Here is a 15,940-nt window from a genome sequence, read left to right on the forward strand (position 1 = left end):
CAACGGTCAGGGATGGAGCGTCAGCCCGGGGGTGGTGGCGATCTCGGTCAACTGGTCCACGGTGAGCACCGGTGGCGGGCCGAACTCCAGCGTCGGGGTTCCGTCGGGCTCCTCGACGGTGTGGATGTTGTCCGTCGTCACCGTGACGGACGTGCCGTCCGCCCGCTGCACCAGCACCCAGCGCTGCTCGGCGCCCTCGTTCCCCCGGGTGTCCGCGCTGGTGGCGAGGATGCCGCCGTCCGGGAGGCGGGTGCTCGTGCAGGCACCCGGGTCGGGAGCCGCGGCGCATCCGGCGGGCGCGTCGGCAGCCGTCGGAACCAGCGCCACCGTCAGGTTGTCGACCTGGCCGCCCCGGACCAGCCGGGCGTGGGCGTAGTAGTGCCAGTGGCTCTTCTCGTAGGTGAACTGCACCTGGTCGCAGCCCGGTATCGTGCCGTCCACCCGTAGCCCGGCCGGCACGACGGCCGCCAGCACCGGACGCAGCGCGGCGGTCAGCCGGGGCACGCCGGCGTCGGGGCGTTCGGTCGGGCGGACGCGCACCGTGTCGTACGTCTGCTGAGGCGCCGGAGAGCCGCTGGGCGGCGGCGTCGGCACCGCGCAGAGCGACGGGCCGGCGGACGGGGGGCCGACGTCGCCCGGCAGCGTGAGCCCGCCCGGGTCCGGGGCGGGGTTCGCGAGCAGGGCCGGCGTAACCGCGACCGCGACGACCGCCAGGGCGGCTCCGGTGCCCGCCATCGTCCACGTCCGGTGACGGCGCCGCCGGTCGGCGGCGATCAGCGCGTCCACGTCGATCCGGGTCGGCGGCGAGGCGGCCACCGCCGCGCGCAGGTGCTGCGACAGGTCATCCATCGGTGCGTGTCCCCTCGACTCGGGCCGGCGCATCGACGAGACGACCCCGCAGCGTCTCGATCGCCCGCGCCGACTGGCTCTTCACGGTGCCGGAGGTGCAGCCGAGTTCCCGGGCGGTCTCCTCGACCGACAGGTCGCAGAAGTAGCGGAGCACCAGGACCGCGCGGCGACGCGGCGGCAACTCGGCGAGCAGGGCGAGGATGGTCAGCCGGTCCGCGGCGCCGTCGGTCGCGGAGCGCGCCGGGCCGTCCGGGACCTCGCCCCAGGCGGCCTCGCGCCGCCACGGCCGGCGGCGCTCGTCCAGCCAGACCCGCAGCAGGGTACGCCGAAGGTAGGCGTCCGGACTGTCCATCGCGGACACCCGTCGCCAGTGCCGGAGCAGCTTGACCAGCGCCGTCGACACCAGGTCGTCGGCGGTGTGCCAGTCACCGCAGAGCAGGTACGCGGTGCGGCGCAGCGGCTCCAGCCGCGCCCCGACGTACTCGCGGTAACCCTCGATGTCGGCCGGCAATCCCGCCACCTCCTCGCCTCACCGGTCAAACGGAGGCGGGAGCGGTGGGGGTTGCCCCGGTCAGCCCGGAAGCGTGATCCGGTCGTCGACCGCGGCGGCGGCGATGTCCGTCCGGTAGTGGGAGCCGGCCAGCCCGACGCCGGACACCAGCGCGTACGCGGCGGCCCGGGCGGCCGCCAGGTCGGTGCCGGTGGCGGTGGCGCAGAGCACCCGGCCACCGGCCGAGAGCAGCGCACCGTCGGACGCCCGGCGGGTGCCGGCGTGGATGAAGCCCGCTCCCTCCGCACCGCTGATCACGTCGCCGGTGCGGGGTGCGGCCGGATAGCCCTCGGCGGCCACCACGACCGTCACGGCGGCACCGTCCCGCCAGCGCAGCGGCGGGTGGTCGGCCAGCGTGCCGGTGGCGGCGGCGTGCAGCAGCCCGGCCAACGGCGTATCCAGCAGCGCCAGCACCACTTGGGTCTCCGGGTCACCGAAGCGCGCGTTGAACTCGATCACCCGGGGGCCTTCGGCGGTGATCGCCAGCCCGACGTAGAGCAGGCCGGCGAACGGGGTGCCCCGGCGGCGCAGCTCGGCCAGGGTCGGGTGCACGACGTCGCGCATCACCTCGTCCACCAGGCCGGACGGCGCCCAGGCCAGCGGGGCGTACGCCCCCATGCCGCCGGTGTTCGGGCCGGTGTCGCCGTCGCCGGCCCGCTTGAAGTCCTGCGCCGGCAGCAGTGGCAGCGCGGCCTCGCCGTCGGTGACCACGAAGAGCGACACCTCGGGCCCGGCCAGGTACTCCTCGACGACGACCTGCCCGCACTCGGCGGCGTGCCGCAGCGCGGCGGCCCGGTCGTCGGTGACCACGACGCCCTTGCCCGCGGCGAGCCCGTCGTTCTTCACCACGTACGGCGCGCCGAAGTCGTCCAGCGCGGCGGCGGTGGCCGCCTCGTCCGTGCAGGTGTACGCGCGGGCGGTGGGCACGCCGGCGGCGGTCATCACGTCCTTGGCGAACGCCTTGGAACCCTCCAGCCGGGCGGCCGCGGCGGACGGACCGAACGCGGCGATGCCCTTCGCCCGGACGGCGTCGGCGACCCCGGCCACCAGTGGCGCCTCCGGACCGATCACCACCAGGTCGGCCCCGGTCTCCACCGCCAGCGCGGCGACGGCCGCCGGATCGGTCGGATTCACCTGCCGCAGCTCGGCCAACTGCCCGATGCCCGGATTGCCCGGGGCCGCGATCAGCTTGTCGACGGTCGGATCGGCCGCCAGCCCGAGCGCGAGCGCATGCTCCCGCCCCCCACCACCCAGAAGAAGTACCCGCACGACCCCGCATCCTACGCGCCACCCCCACTCCCCCGTTGATCATGAGGTTAGCGGCGGCAACGTCGATCGACTTCGCCGCTAACCTCATGATCAACGGCGTTGTGCGGCCGCGATGGCCTGGCGGACGGTCCAGGGAATGTAGGCCGGGTCCAGGGTGTCGGCCCAAGTGAAGCGGAGGACGGTCCAGCCGGCGTTGACCAGGCGGTTCTGCCGGCGGCGATCGGCGTATGCCGCGTCGGGGGTGCCGTGCGGGCCGCGGCCGTCGGCTCCGGCTATCACCCGCGGGCCCCGCCAGCCGAGGTCGCCGATGCCGAGCAGGTAGCCGTCGTCGTCCCGTACCTCCAGTTGCAGGACATCCGGGGGCACCCTGCCGTCGACGCAGCGCAGCCGGGTGCGGGTCTCCAGCGGGGACTGGGCGCGCCCGTCCGCCTCGGCCAGGACGGCGCGCGCCGCCACCGCGCCCGGACGACGTCGGACCAGGCGGGGAACAGCGAGCAGGTCGTCGTCGGTGACGAGCCCTCGATTCAGCGCGGAGTCCAGCACGGAGACCGCCGGGTACCGGCCCACCCGGAGGATCACCTCGGTGACAGTGCAGAGCGGGTCCGTGGTCGGCAGACCATCGAGGCTGACGATGGAAGCCGCCGGATGCTCGAGTTGGTGCACCACGAGGCCGGGCTCCTGGGCCCGCGCCAGCTTTGCCGCGGCGCCGGGCAGCGCCACATGGATCTCGTCACTGGGTGGAAGGCCGGCGATTCCGTGGAGTTCGGCGGCCGTCCCGAGCACCGCGTGGGCCCTCGGGCCCAGTGACAGCAGCGCCGCGCGTATCCGACAGCGCCGGGAGGGCTGTTCGGCTGTCAACCCGTTCACCAGGTAGACGGCCCGGGCAAGCCGACGCCACCGGCCGAACGTGACGAGATTGTCGATCTCGTGCCGGCTGAACCCGATACCCGTCGCCTGCGCCCGGGTCACCAGCCCGTCGTGCCCGCCGGCGATCCGCCGCAGCGCCAACCCCCGATCCATGACTCCCGACCATGGACCAACCCACCCCGCCCCACGACCCCCTGTGGATAACCTCCCCACCCCTGTGGACAACCGACCCGCAACTCGCGTTGATCATGAGGTTAGCGGCGAAGTTGATCGCCGATCACGCCGCTAACCTCATGATCAACGGGGCAAGGCCAGGGGGCCGGGCGGGGGCGGGGGTTAGGGGAGGAGGGGGTGGCGGAGGACGTTTTCTTCGCGGCCGGGGCCTACGCCGATGACGCTGACGCGGGTGCCGCAGAGTTCCTCGATGCGGGCGATGTAGCGCCGCGCGTTCTCGGGGAGCTCGTCCTCGGTGCGGGCCTTGGTGATGTCCTCCCACCAGCCGTCGAGCTCTTCGTAGACCGGGACGGCGTGGTGGAAGTCGGTCTGCGTCATCGGCATGTCGTCGACCCGCTGGCCGTTGATCTCGTACCCGACGCAGATCGGCACCTTGGCCAGGCCGGTCAGCACGTCCAGCTTGGTGATCACCAGATCGGTGACGCCGTTGAGCCGGCAGGCGTAGCGGGCCACCACCGCGTCGAACCAGCCGCACCGGCGCTCCCGGCCGGTGGTGGTGCCGTACTCGTGGCCGATCTTGCGCAGGTGCTGGCCGTTGTCGTCGAAGAGCTCGGTCGGGAACGGCCCGGAGCCGACCCGGGTGGTGTACGCCTTGCTGACCGCGATCACCTTCGAGATCGCGGTCGGCGGGATGCCCGCGCCCACGCACGCGCCGCCGGCCGTCGGGTTCGACGAGGTGACGAAGGGGTACGTGCCGTGGTCCATGTCGAGCATGGTGGCCTGGGCACCCTCCAGCAGCACCGTCTCGCCGCGGTCCAGCGCGTCCCAGAGCATCGCCCGGGTCTCCGCGATGTACGGCTTGAGCCGCTCCGCGTACGCCAGGTACTCCTCGACGGTGGCCTCGACGTCGATCGCCTTGCGGTTGTAGACCTTGAACAGGATCTGGTTCTTCTCGCGCAGCGCGAGTTCCAGCTTCTTGCGCAGGATCCCCGGGTCGAGCAGGTCCTGGACCCGGATGCCCATCCGGGCGACCTTGTCGCCGTACGCCGGGCCGATGCCCCGGCCCGTGGTGCCGATCCGGGCCGAGCCGAGGTAGCGCTCGACCACCCGGTCCAGCGCCCGGTGGTGCGGCATGATCAGGTGCGCGTCGCCGGAGATCCGCAGCCGGGAGACGTCCACGCCCCGCTCGGCGAGCCCGTCGATCTCGGTGAGCAGCACCTTCGGGTCGACCACCACGCCGTTGCCGATGACGATCTTCGCGCTCGGCGACAGCGCCCCGGAGGGCATCAGGTGCAGCGCGTACTTCTGCCCGTCCGGCGTGATCACCGTGTGGCCGGCGTTGTTGCCGCCGGAGTACCGCACCACGTAGTCGACCCGCTCGCCGAGCAGGTCGGTAACCTTGCCCTTGCCCTCGTCGCCCCACTGAGCGCCAAGGAGCACGATCGCTGGCATCTTCTCCGCCTCCAGAAGGCTCGGGTGCCAGGTGGCGACCGGTTGGCGAGCCCGGGGTGTCAGGTTAACAAGTAGTGACGGCGCGACCGGCAGGGGTCGCGGCGAGAGGCGGGAGGCCGGTAGCCGTGTACGACGTGGTGCTGCTCACCCTCGGATCGGAGCGGGACGCTCCCGGGGGCTGCGGCAGCGGCGGGGCCTGCTGCGGCGGCGCGACCGCGGCCGAATCGCCGGACCAGGCCGACGTCACGGGCGGGCCCGGGACGGGCGACGAGCGCTGCGAGACTCCCCGAGTGCCGGTGCTGGCCTGCGCGGACGCGCTCACCGCGCGGGGTGCTCGGGTCGAGACGGTGACGGCGCGCTCCGACGCGGAGATCGACGAGGTGCTGGCCCGGCTCGACGGCCCGCCCCGCCCCGACGGCCTCACCTGGCCGGATCCCGACTCCAAGACCCGGCTCGTGGTCGCCACGGCCAGTGACGCGCAGTTGCGCGCCGTCCTGCGCCGGCTGGTCCGGCGGTACGCCCCACCGCCCAGCCGCCGCCCCGAGGACCTGGCCGGCAACCGTACGGTGCCGGACCTGCCGCCGGTGGGCGTACTCCCGCTCGATCCGGCCCGGAGCACGACCCACCAGGACCTGGCGGCGCAGCTCGGCCTGCCCCGCGACCCGGCGGCGGTGGCCGCCGCGGTGCTGGACGGCACCGCCCGCCGGCTCGACCTGCTGCGCAACGACGGCGGCTCGGTGACCCTGGACGGTGCCCTGCTCGGAGCGGCCGACGACAGCGGTCGGCCGCTGCACTGGCGGGGCCGGGTCGAGGTGGACGACACCGTGCTCAGCAACGGTGACGAGCCGCTGCTGGCCTGCGCGGTCGGCAACGCCGGCGGGTACGCGCGGCTGGACGACGTGGCGCTGCTCGGCGCGCCGGACCCGACCGACGGCAGGGTCGAGGTGGCGGTGGCCGTGCCCGTGGTCACCCGCTCGGCGTTCGGCCGGAAGCGGGTACGGCTGGAGGTACGCCGGGCCCGCGGCCGGGCCGTCTCCGTGCTCCCTCGGGACAAAAAGCTGCCCTACCTGGACGACGGGGTGGCGGGCGAGCTGAACCGGAAGCGGTCCTGGTGGACCGAGCCGGGCGCCTGGGCGGTCTGGACGGCCTGACCCCAGGGGCGCCTCCGCGCCGGCCGGTCCGGTACGGCCGGTGGGCCTATCCTCGGCAGGAGGAATGGGGAGGAACCGTGGTGGACGACAACGCCGACCGGGTCCACGTGCCCGGGCAGCAGCCGGTACCGGAGCGGGACATCGAACCACTCTGGCCGCCGGATCACCTCGATGGCAGCCCCGGCGCCGACACCCCACCCTGGGCCGCCCAGGCACCGGCCGCGGCCAGCGCCGCACCGCCCTCTCCCGCCGACTACCCGTCACTGACCGGCGGGGTGCCGGCTCCCGGCGGGTGGGCGACGACCGGCCCAGCCAGCGGCCACGGCGCCCCCGACTGGGCTCCCGGCCAGGGCTGGGCCCCACCACCGGCAACTCCCCCCGCCCCACCGGCTCCGACACCTCCGCCCGGACGGCCGGCTCCACCGGCTCCGCCCGGACCGCCGGCCCCGCCCGCTCCGCCGGCCCCGCCCGCTCCGCCGGGTCCGGCCGCTCCGCCGGGCTCGCCCGGGCCGCCGGCTCCCGCCGCCCCGCCGACCTCGACCTCCGATACGGCGACGCCGGCCGGCGCGCCGGCTGGCGTACCGGCTCCCCGGGCCGGGCAACCAGCCCGGGTCGATCTCGACCTGCCGTTCACCCTCGACCAGCCGGCGATGGCCGGGCCGACCCCGGCCCGCCCGCCGGCCAGCCCCGGCCCGGCGACCGCCACCCACCCGGTAGGGGCAGCCGCTGGCGGCCCGCCGGGCGACCCGGACCTCGTGGTGCCCACGCCGGCCCGGAGCACCGGCGTCGACGGCGGCACCGGGCCGACGACCGAACCGGCCGCCCGATCGGCCGCCGCCGAGCCGGACAACGACCGGGCCACGACAGCCGGCCCGTCAGCCCGGATGTCGACCGCGCCGCCCGCCCCGTCCGGACGGGAGAGCACAGCCCCGTCCGGGCCGGAGAACGCGGCCCCACCCCGGCCGGAGAACGCGGCCCCGTCCGGGCCGGAGAACGCGGCCCTGCACGGACCGGACAGCGCGGCCCCGCCCGGACCGGAGAGCACGGCCCCGCAGGGACCGGAGAACGCGGCCCCGTCCGGACCGGACAGCACGGCGCCGGGCGACGGGCCGGCTCCGGCCACCGTGGTCAGGGGCGCCGAGTCACCCTGGGCGCAGCCGCCGCAGCGCTCCGGCGCAGCCGCCGAGCCGGCCACCAGCCCGACCGGACCGGCCACCAGCTCGACCGGACCGGCCGCCGGCTCGCCCGGACCGACCCCTGGCACGTCCCCGCCGCCCACCGGCACCCCGCCCGCGATGGCACCGGCCCCGGAGGACCCCGCCCCGGTGCACGGCACCCCCGCCCTGCCGCAGCACGGTTCCGCCGTGCCGGGGCAGGTCGGGGCCCCGACCCAGCCAGGTGGGACCGCGCTCGCGCACGGCGGGGCCCCGGCCCAGCAGGCCGCCGGGGCGGTGCCGGCGCAAGGTGGCGCGCAGCCGGGTCCGCCGGCGGTGCCGCAGCTGGGGGCCTCGGAGCCGCCCGACCCGCGACCGGACGCGCCGCCGCCCGGGCCGTTCCCGCCGCAGCCGGGCTGGTATCCGCCGGGCTGGCAGCAGACTCCGGCACAGCCGGCCCCGCAGCACCCGTACCAGCCGGCGGACGGGGTGACCCGGGTGCCGCCGGCCCAGCCGGACCCGAACTGGAGCCCCGAGGCGACCGCGCCGCCGACCGCCGAGGACTTCGCCCGGCGCCGGCAGGTGCGCCCGGCCGACCCGGTGGCCACCATGGGCGTACGGGCGGTGGTCAACAAGATCGGGTTGCGGCTGCCGCCGGGCCGGCACGAGCAGGAGCTCAAGCGGGACATCGAGATGGTCCGGCGCAACTTCGGCGGGCTGCGCCAGGTGACCGTGGTGAACCCGAAGGGCGGCGCCGGCAAGACGGTGGCCATCCTGCTGCTGGCCATGACGTTCGGCCAGAAGCGCGGCGGCTACGTGCTGGCCTGGGACAACAACGAGACCCAGGGCACCCTGGGCATGCGTGCCCAGCAGGACTTCCACTCCCGTACGGTGCGGGACATGCTGCGCGACCTGGGCCAGTTCCAGGGGGCGCACGGTCGGATCGGCGACCTGTCGCAGTACGTCCGCTCGCAGGGCGAGGGGATGTTCGACGTGCTCGCCTCGGACGAGTCGGCCACCGGCGGCGAGATGCTCACCGCCGCGGCGTTCGCGGAGATCCGCGAGGTGGTCAGCCGCTTCTACAAGCTGATCTTCGTGGACACCGGGAACAACGTCCGGGCACAGAACTGGCAGGCCGCGATGGACGCCACCGACCAGTTGGTGGTCACCATGTCGGCCCGGAACGACTCGGCCGAGACGGCCGCCCGGATGCTCGACCACCTGGAGCAGAGCGGACGGCAGCGGCTGGTCCGGCAGGCGGTCACCGTGGTCTCCATGCCCCCGTCCCGCAAGGAGATCGACCTGCCGGCCATCCAGGAGCACTTCGCCGCCCGCACCCGGGCGGTGCTGCTCGCGCCGTACGAGCGGCTCATCGACACCGGGGAGCCGATCCGGTACGGCGCGCTCTCCTCGGCCACCCGGGACGCCTGGCTCAAGATCGCCGCAGCCGTCGCCGAGGGCCTGTAGGCCGGACCGGCGGACCGGCGAACCGCAGCCCGGGCGACGCACCGGCCCGGGCCAGGCGGCCGGCCCGGGGTCACGGGGCCGGCCGTCGCGCCGGTCAGTTGCTGGCCAGCGCGTCCGCCGCGGCCGGGTCGCAGTCCCGGAGGAACTGGGCGCAGCGGGCCGCCTCGTCCGCCTCGCCGATCTCGTCGGCCGCCCGGGACAGCAGGTAGAGGCAGCGGAGGAAGCCCCGGTTCGGCTCGTGCGACCAGGGCACCGGGCCGTGCCCCTTCCAGCCGCTGCGACGCAGCTGGTCCAGGCCCCGGTGGTAGCCGGTGCGCGCGAACGCGTACGCGGGAATCACCTGGCCCGCGGCGAAGGCGCGGGCCGCCAGCGCGGCCCAGCCCGCGCTGTAGCTCGGGAATCGCGCCGCCACCTCGGCGAACGCCTGGTCGCTGCCGGCCTGCTCGGCGGCCGACAGGGCGGCGTCGGCCTCGTCGTGCGCGGGGAGGAGGGTGGCCGGTGGTTCCGGCAACAGGTTCTGCATCGCCCCATTCAACCCGCTTCGCCCACCGGCCCGCGAGGGGGTCGGGCAAGCCGGTTGACTGAACGGCTGAGGAGTTGGTCACGCCTGCGGCCTATGCCGCCGCCAAGTATTTTCCACTACAACTATTGGTCCGGAGCCTCCCCAGGACCCGGTTATGCAGGAGCCCGGTGGCCGCGGCCGCCGGGCTCCTGTCCGTCCGGGCCGGGTTTGGCAGCTGGACGGCGTTGGGCAGGATGACCGGGTGCCGACTCCACCACCCGCGGACGTCATCGAGCCGCACATCTGCACCGACGAGGTCGAGACCCGGGCCGAGTTCGACCGGCGGCTGGCCACCGGCAGCCTGGCCGGCCTGACCGTGCAGGGGCTCCGGCTCGACCTGGACCCGGTCCCCGACCTCACCGGCGTGACGGTCGCCGGCACGCTCTTCGTCGGCTGCCGGTTCGCCAACCGGGAGGTCGGCGCCGACCTGGTCCGGCGCGGGGCGAACGTGGTCCCGCCCTTCTCCGGGCTGCCGTACCCGACCCAGCCGGCGCACCTCTACACCCCCGAGGACCTCGCCGCCGGCTTCGCCGAGGGCGGGTTCGCCGGGATGTACGACACCCGGGTCTACGAGCACTTCCGCGCGCACGGCGGGGCGCTGCCGGAGGTGAAGGAGGCGCTCGGCCAACGGCTGCACGACCACGGCGTGGACAACGCGCTCGCCGACGCCACCCGCGCCTGGCTGGCCGTGCATGGGGCGCAGTCGGTGGTGGGGGTGATGGGCGGTCACGCGGTGCCGCGGGGCAGCCTGCCGTACCGGATGGCCGCCGTGCTGGGCTGGGAGCTGGCCCGGGCCGACCGGCTGGTGGTCACCGGCGGCGGGCCCGGGGTGATGGAGGCGGCGAACCTCGGCGCCTACCTGGCCCGACGCCCGGCCGAGGACCTGGACGCGGCCATCGACCTGCTCGCCGGCGCACCGGACTTCACCGACCACGACCGCTACACGGCGGCGGCGTTGCGGGTCCGGGAGGTCTTCGGCCGGTCGGTCGTGCCGCCGGCGCCGCGGACCGCCGACCGGGCCACCCGGTCCCGCGCCGACTCGGCGGCGCTGGCCCACGGCGACCTGGACTGGGCGCGCACCGGCGGGCTGGCCATCCCCACCTGGCTGTACGGGCACGAGCCGGCGAACCTGTTCGCCGGCCGGATCGCCAAGTACTTCTCCAACGCCATCCGCGAGGACACCATCCTGCGGCTGGCCCGGGGCGGGATCGTCTTCGCCCCTGGCCGGGCCGGCACCCTCCAGGAGGTCTTCCAGGCGGCGACCAAGACCTACTACGGCACCGACGGGGCCAGCGGGGCGTACGTCTTCCTGGACCGTGCGTACTGGACCCGGGAGCTGCCGGTGGAGTCGGTGCTGCGGCCGCTGCTGGCCGCCTCGCCGTTCGGCGACCTGTCGGGCAGCGTGCACCTCACCGACGACGTGCACGAGGCCGTCCGGCTGCTCACGACCCCGGCCTGACCGCGGCCGGGAGACGCCGACGGCCGGCCCCGGGCGGGGAGCCGGCCGTCAGCGATACGCGTCAGCGCGTCACTTGGTCATCGTGGTGCCGGTCGAGCGCAGGTGCTCGCAGGCCTCGACCACCCGGGCGGCCATGCCCGCCTCGGCGGCCTTGCCCCAGACCCGCGGGTCGTACATCTTCTTGTTGCCGACCTCGCCGTCGACCTTGAGCACTCCGTCGTAGTTGCGGAACATGTGGTCGGCCACCGGGCGGGAGAAGGTGTACTGGGTGTCGGTGTCGATGTTCATCTTCACCACGCCGTAGTCCAGCGCCTCCCGGATCTCCGACAGCAGCGAGCCGGAGCCGCCGTGGAACACCAGGCTGAGCGGCTTCTCCTTGCCGTACTTCGCGCCGACCGCCATCTGGATGTGGTCGAGGACCTCGGGGCGCAGCTTGACGTTGCCCGGCTTGTAGACGCCGTGCACGTTGCCGAAGGTCAGCGCCGCCATGTAGCGGCCCTTCTCGCCGAGGCCGAGCGCGTCGACCATGGCCAGGCCGTCCTCGACGGTGGTGTAGAGCTTCTCGTTGATCGCGTTCTCGACGCCGTCCTCCTCGCCGCCGACGACGCCGACCTCGATCTCCAGCACGATCTTGCCCTTGGCGGCCTCGGTCAGGAGCTGCTCGGCGATCTCCAGGTTCTCCCCGATCGGCACGGCCGAGCCGTCCCACATGTGCGACTGGAACAGCGGCTCCTCGCCGCGCTTCACCCGCTCCTGCGACATCGCCATCAGCGGCCGGACGAACTTGTCCAGCTTGTCCTTCGGGCAGTGGTCGGTGTGCAGGGCGATGTTGACCGGGTAGTTCTTGGCCACCTCGCGGGCGTACGCGGCGAACGCGGCGGCGCCGGTGACCATGTCCTTCACCGACGGACCGGAGAGGTACTCCGCGCCACCGGTGGAGACCTGGATGATGCCGTCACTCTCCGCGTCGACGAAGCCCTTCAACGCGGCGTTCAAAGTCTGCGAGGACGTCACGTTGATCGCGGGGTACGCGTACCGGCCGGCCTTGGCGCGGTCCAGCATCTCCGCGTAAGCCTCGGGGGAAGCGATGGGCATGTCGAACGCTCCTTACTTACCGCTGTCGGCCGTGCTGGCCGCTGTTGTCCATTGGGTGCGCCGGACCGCGCTGTCCTCCGCCGGCAGTATCCCGTAGGAGCGCCGCGCCGACACAACCGACCCGGTGCGTGCCCGCACTCCGGCGGCGGAGGCCCGACCCGGTGCCGTCACCGGCCCTCCAGCCGATCCGGCAGGGCCACGCTGATCAGCCAGGTCACCACGGCCATCACGATGGCGCCCCAGAACGCCGCCCAGAAACCGTCCACCTGGAACGGCAGGTCGAGCGCCCCGGCGATGGCGTCGGTGAGCAGGAACAGCAGCGCGTTCACCACCAGCGCGAAGAGGCCGAGGGTCAGCAGGTAGAAGACGCAGCCGACCACCTTGATCAACGGCTTCAGCACCGCGTTGACCACGCCGAAGATCAGCGCCACCACCACCAGCGTGAGCGCGGTGTCGCCGCCGGTCCGACCGGTCACCTCCACTCCGGGCACGATCAGCGTGGTGATCCACAACGCGACGGCGGTGATCGCCAGCCGGATCAGGAAGCCCACGGTGCCATCCTGGCACCGGGCGTACCGGCCGGTGGGGCGATTCCGTCGACTGGGCTTGCACCCGCCGTTGCGAGCGCACGACCGGCACAGCCCGTACGGTGTGTGGGGTAACCGACCGCCGAGATCCAGGGAGGGACTGATGGGTCAGCCCGACGAGGACTTCGCCCCCAGCGACCACCTCAGCCCTGAGGAACGCGACCTGGAGGCGGAGCCGGCCGACGCGGTCGAGCAGGCCGCGTCGATCGACCCCGCCGACGGCGAGACCGAGCCGCATCGGGGCCTGGAGGTCGACGACTGGGACGCGATGGAGCAGGCCCGGGTGGTCGCCGGCGACGAGGACGACTACCGCTGACCCGCCCGGTCACCGGAGCGGGGTGACCCGCTCCGGGTGCTGCGCGGCCCACTGCGCCAGCCGGTCCTCGCGCAACGCGGCGAGGAAGGCCGGGGTCGCGGCCGGATCCGGCCGCAGGACCCAGCGGTGCGCCTCCGACGATTCGACGGCCGGCAGGCTGAGCCCGACCGGCTCGACCGACGCCAACTCCGGGACCACCTGCAGCAGGTCCAGCACGGAGCCGCCGTCGGGGGCCACGGTCAGGTCCGGTCCGATCTCGGCGAGCAGGCGGGAGAGCCGCACCGGGTTGGTCAGCACGCCCTGCTCACCGGCCCGGTCGATCAGGCCGGCCGCGAAGCGCTGGGCGTTGCGGTCCCGGTCGAACCCGCCGTCGGGCAGGTCGCGGCGCTGTCGGAGCAGGTCGACCGCGGCCCGGCCGTCAACGCGCTGGCAACCGGCCGGGAAGACCCGGTCGGTGTGGCTCGACCGGACCCGCTGGGGCAGGCAGACCTCCACCCCGGCCAGCAGGTCGGTCACCTCGCGCAGCACCGGATAGGTCAGCACCGCGCCGGCGTCGACCCGTACGCCGGTCAGGTCGGTGACCGTCCGCCGGGTCAGGTCGTAACCGCGCGCCAGGTCGATCCGGCGGTCCACCCGTGCGCCGAACGCGAAGGCCGCGTTGAGCTTGTTCCGCCCGTGGCCCGGGATGGCCACCTCCAGGTCACGGGGGAGCGAGACCAGGAAGGGCCGGCCGCGGTCGGCCGGAATGTGCACGAGCAGCACCGAGTCGGCCAGCGGCGGTGCCTCCCCGCGCGAGTCGACGCCGAGCAGCAGCACGTTCAGCGGCCCGGCGGGGGCCCGCCGGGCCGGCTCGATGAGCAGGGTGGCGTCCTCGGCGACCCGGTCCGGCGTGAACTGCGGTATCCCGACCCCCAGCAGCCCGAGCAGGGCGAGCGCGACGCCGCCGGCCCGCAACCGTTGCCGGCGGCGGCGGCGGGCGGCGACCAGCCGGGCGATCGTGGCCCGCACCGGCCCGGTGGGTGGGGTCAGCGTCTCGTGCCGGACGAAGGCGGCACGCAGGTCGTCTTCGATCACGTCATGCCTCCACGTATTCGGCGCGCAGCGTGGCGAGGGCGCGGGAGATGGACGAGCGGACGGTGCCGACGGCGCAGCCGAGGATGTCGGCGATCTCGGCGTCGGGCAGGTCCTCGTAGTAGCGGAGCACCAGGGTGGCCCGTTGCCGCCGGGGCAGCCGGGCCAGCCAGGACCAGATCTGGTCCCGGTCCACCGCGTGCTGGGCGTGGTCGGCCGGCGCCGGCACCGCGTCGTCGGGCTCCGCACGCAGCAGCACCCGCCGCATCCAGGAGCCCCGGCGCCAGTCGACGTACTGGTTGGTCAGCATCCGGCGTACGTAGCGCTCGGGCGAGTCCGCCCGGGCCACCCGGTGCCAGTTGAGCTGGACCCGGACCATCGTGTCCTGCACCAGGTCCTGTGCCTGGTGCGGATCACCGGTCAGCATGACCGCGTACCGCAGCAGCGCGGCCAGCCGCGAGTCCGCGAACTCCTCGTACGTCACTGCACCTCCCGGGCTCTGCCCCTGATGACGGAAGCGGGTCGGCGGAACGTTGCGATCGACCCACCACCCCCGGGTTTCCGGGCGCGGCACCCGCAAGGGGCAGTGACTTCCGTGAGAGCCTGACCACGCTCCGCTGTCAACCGGGAGGACGCCCACCATGCTCCGGCACACCGTTCGACGCTGGCTCGCCGGGATCGCCGTCGCCGCCGGATTCGTCACCGTCGGTGCCGTCCCCGCGGCCGCCGCGGCCGGGCAGTTGCGGATCGCGTCCCGGGACGTGCTCGTCGCACCCGGGCACAGCGCCCTCGGCCAGATCGACGTCCGGTTCGAGGGTTACCCCACGCCGGAGGACGTGCCGGTGACCGTCGAGATCGACGCGTCCGAGGCGGCGGCGCTGGGCGGCTTCGAGCTGACCGACAACGGCTGGGACTGCGCGCGTGACCGCGACGTCGTACGTTGCGTGACGACGTTCGACACGTGGAGCCGCACGCCCCGGCTCTACTACCGGGTGACCGCCCGAGCCGACACCCCGCTGGCCGAGCGGGCCGAGCTGACGATCGCCGGGACGTCGGCGGTGGGCACCGCCACACGGACCACCACGATCACCGTGGTCGAGGGGCTCGACCTGCAGACCGAGCCACGAGCCACGCTCCGCGGCGGGCCGGGCGCCCGGCTCGAGCTGTCGAGCACCGTCCGCAACGCCGGCCCCACCCCGATGGACGGCGCGGTGCTGGTGTTCACCGCGGACTGGCTGCTGGGATACAGCGGCACCTTCCGCAACTGCCGCCACCAGGAGACCCGGCCCACGATCTGCCGGTTCGACACCGAACTGCGGCCGGGAGTGTCCTACCGGCTCTCGGCGCCGCTACCGCTCGCCGTCGACACCGGCGCCCGCAGCGGCCTCGTGCTGGCCAGCCGTCTTCAGTGGTGGACGCCCGACGACTGGGCACTGGTCGAGCGGAACCCGGACGAGCCGCTGCCACCGGACACGCCGGGCCCGGGCGAGGAGTTGCGCCTGGTCGAGCAGCCGGCGAGCCGGCCGACCGACACCGCCGGGTGGAACAACTGGACCGCCGTGGATCTCACCGTGAGCGGCGCCCGGACGACCGACGTGGCCGGCGCCGGCAGCAGCGTCACTCCGCGTACCGTGGGCGGCGGTGGCGGGGACGACGGCTCGCTGCCGGTCACCGGCGGCACCACCGGCGCGGTCGCCGGCCTCGGTGCGCTCCTGCTCGTCGGCGGCTACCTGGTCGCCAGGCGCCGCCGCACACGCTTCGTCGCCTGATCCCCCACCAAGCCGTTCGCGGATCGGAAGGAAAGACACGCTCCAGCGCGGCGCGGTGACAGCGCAAGGGCACCGCCCGGACGTTGTGGTGTTCCTGGTCAGCCGTTCGGCCGATATTCGCAGGTAGGGGCATTACCGGTCGGCGGCG

General features: G+C 74.3%; 15 protein-coding genes. 5 read left to right on the forward strand and 10 right to left on the reverse strand.

Annotation, left to right across the window (positions count from 1 at the left end; all coding sequences use genetic code 11):
• Positions 1–6: 6 nt before the first annotated feature.
• The 5 genes from ACVCAH_RS05435 to ACVCAH_RS05455 all read right to left on the reverse strand — a co-directional run bounded on the left by ACVCAH_RS05435 (position 7) and on the right by ACVCAH_RS05455 (position 5,161).
• Positions 7–849 (reverse strand): hypothetical protein, encoded by an 843-nt coding sequence (locus tag ACVCAH_RS05435; protein ID WP_447134916.1) that lies wholly within the window; start codon positions 847–849, stop codon positions 7–9.
• The gene (locus ACVCAH_RS05440) at positions 842–1,360 is read right to left on the reverse strand and encodes a SigE family RNA polymerase sigma factor (protein ID WP_447135046.1); all 519 of its coding nucleotides are present in this window, start codon (positions 1,358–1,360) and stop codon (positions 842–844) included. Before ACVCAH_RS05440 ends, ACVCAH_RS05435 begins: the two co-directional genes overlap by 8 nt.
• Before the next feature lie 60 nt (positions 1,361–1,420).
• Positions 1,421–2,668 carry a phosphoribosylamine--glycine ligase gene (purD, locus tag ACVCAH_RS05445; protein ID WP_447134917.1) on the reverse strand — a complete coding sequence of 416 codons (1,248 nt, stop codon included), beginning with the start codon at positions 2,666–2,668 and terminating at the stop codon, positions 1,421–1,423.
• Between the two features lie 90 nt (positions 2,669–2,758).
• A complete protein-coding gene (locus ACVCAH_RS05450) occupies positions 2,759–3,688 on the reverse strand; it encodes a hypothetical protein (protein ID WP_447134918.1) in 930 nt (309 codons plus the stop codon).
• 183 nt (positions 3,689–3,871) lie between these two features.
• Positions 3,872–5,161, reverse strand: coding sequence for an adenylosuccinate synthase (locus tag ACVCAH_RS05455; RefSeq protein ID WP_447134919.1), 1,290 nt, complete (start codon positions 5,159–5,161; stop codon positions 3,872–3,874).
• A gap of 125 nt (positions 5,162–5,286) precedes the next feature.
• On the opposite strand from ACVCAH_RS05455, the gene ACVCAH_RS05460 reads away from it, so the two are divergent.
• On the forward strand, positions 5,287–6,312 hold the full coding sequence (locus tag ACVCAH_RS05460; protein ID WP_447134920.1) for a hypothetical protein: 1,026 nt from the start codon (positions 5,287–5,289) through the stop codon (positions 6,310–6,312).
• 77 nt (positions 6,313–6,389) lie between these two features.
• The gene (locus tag ACVCAH_RS05465; RefSeq protein WP_447134921.1) at positions 6,390–8,933 is read left to right on the forward strand and encodes a chromosome partitioning protein; all 2,544 of its coding nucleotides are present in this window, start codon (positions 6,390–6,392) and stop codon (positions 8,931–8,933) included.
• Positions 8,934–9,027: 94 nt separating this feature from the next.
• On the opposite strand, the gene ACVCAH_RS05470 is transcribed toward ACVCAH_RS05465, so the two are convergent.
• Positions 9,028–9,456 (reverse strand): DUF3151 domain-containing protein, encoded by a 429-nt coding sequence (locus tag ACVCAH_RS05470; protein ID WP_447134922.1) that lies wholly within the window; start codon positions 9,454–9,456, stop codon positions 9,028–9,030.
• Between the two features lie 241 nt (positions 9,457–9,697).
• Between ACVCAH_RS05470 and ACVCAH_RS05475 the strand changes: the two genes are divergently transcribed.
• Positions 9,698–10,954: an LOG family protein gene (locus ACVCAH_RS05475; RefSeq protein WP_447134923.1), complete on the forward strand. Its 1,257-nt coding sequence runs from the start codon at positions 9,698–9,700 to the stop codon at positions 10,952–10,954.
• Between the two features lie 69 nt (positions 10,955–11,023).
• On the opposite strand, the gene fbaA is transcribed toward ACVCAH_RS05475, so the two are convergent.
• Positions 11,024–12,049, reverse strand: a complete 1,026-nt coding sequence (gene fbaA, locus ACVCAH_RS05480) for a class II fructose-bisphosphate aldolase (RefSeq protein ID WP_447134924.1) — start codon at positions 12,047–12,049, stop codon at positions 11,024–11,026.
• A 167-nt stretch (positions 12,050–12,216) separates the two neighbouring features.
• Positions 12,217–12,600, reverse strand: coding sequence for a phage holin family protein (locus ACVCAH_RS05485; RefSeq protein WP_447134925.1), 384 nt, complete (start codon positions 12,598–12,600; stop codon positions 12,217–12,219).
• 139 nt (positions 12,601–12,739) lie between these two features.
• Here ACVCAH_RS05485 and ACVCAH_RS05490 point away from each other — a divergent pair, with 139 nt between their 5' ends.
• Positions 12,740–12,952, forward strand: coding sequence for a hypothetical protein (locus tag ACVCAH_RS05490; RefSeq protein WP_447134926.1), 213 nt, complete (start codon positions 12,740–12,742; stop codon positions 12,950–12,952).
• 9 nt (positions 12,953–12,961) lie between these two features.
• Here the strand turns inward: ACVCAH_RS05490 and ACVCAH_RS05495 are convergent, their stop codons facing one another.
• Both ACVCAH_RS05495 and ACVCAH_RS05500 read right to left on the reverse strand, forming a co-directional pair.
• Positions 12,962–14,026 carry an LCP family protein gene (locus ACVCAH_RS05495; RefSeq protein ID WP_447134927.1) on the reverse strand — a complete coding sequence of 355 codons (1,065 nt, stop codon included), beginning with the start codon at positions 14,024–14,026 and terminating at the stop codon, positions 12,962–12,964.
• A gap of 1 nt (position 14,027) precedes the next feature.
• Positions 14,028–14,507: a SigE family RNA polymerase sigma factor gene (locus ACVCAH_RS05500; protein WP_447134928.1), complete on the reverse strand. Its 480-nt coding sequence runs from the start codon at positions 14,505–14,507 to the stop codon at positions 14,028–14,030.
• Positions 14,508–14,664: 157 nt separating this feature from the next.
• On the opposite strand from ACVCAH_RS05500, the gene ACVCAH_RS05505 reads away from it, so the two are divergent.
• Complete coding sequence (locus ACVCAH_RS05505) at positions 14,665–15,792, forward strand: LPXTG cell wall anchor domain-containing protein (protein ID WP_447134929.1); 1,128 nt, start codon at positions 14,665–14,667, stop codon at positions 15,790–15,792.
• The last annotated feature ends 148 nt before the right edge of the window (positions 15,793–15,940 follow it).

The sequence above is a fragment of the Micromonospora sp. LZ34 genome, from assembly GCF_052981855.1.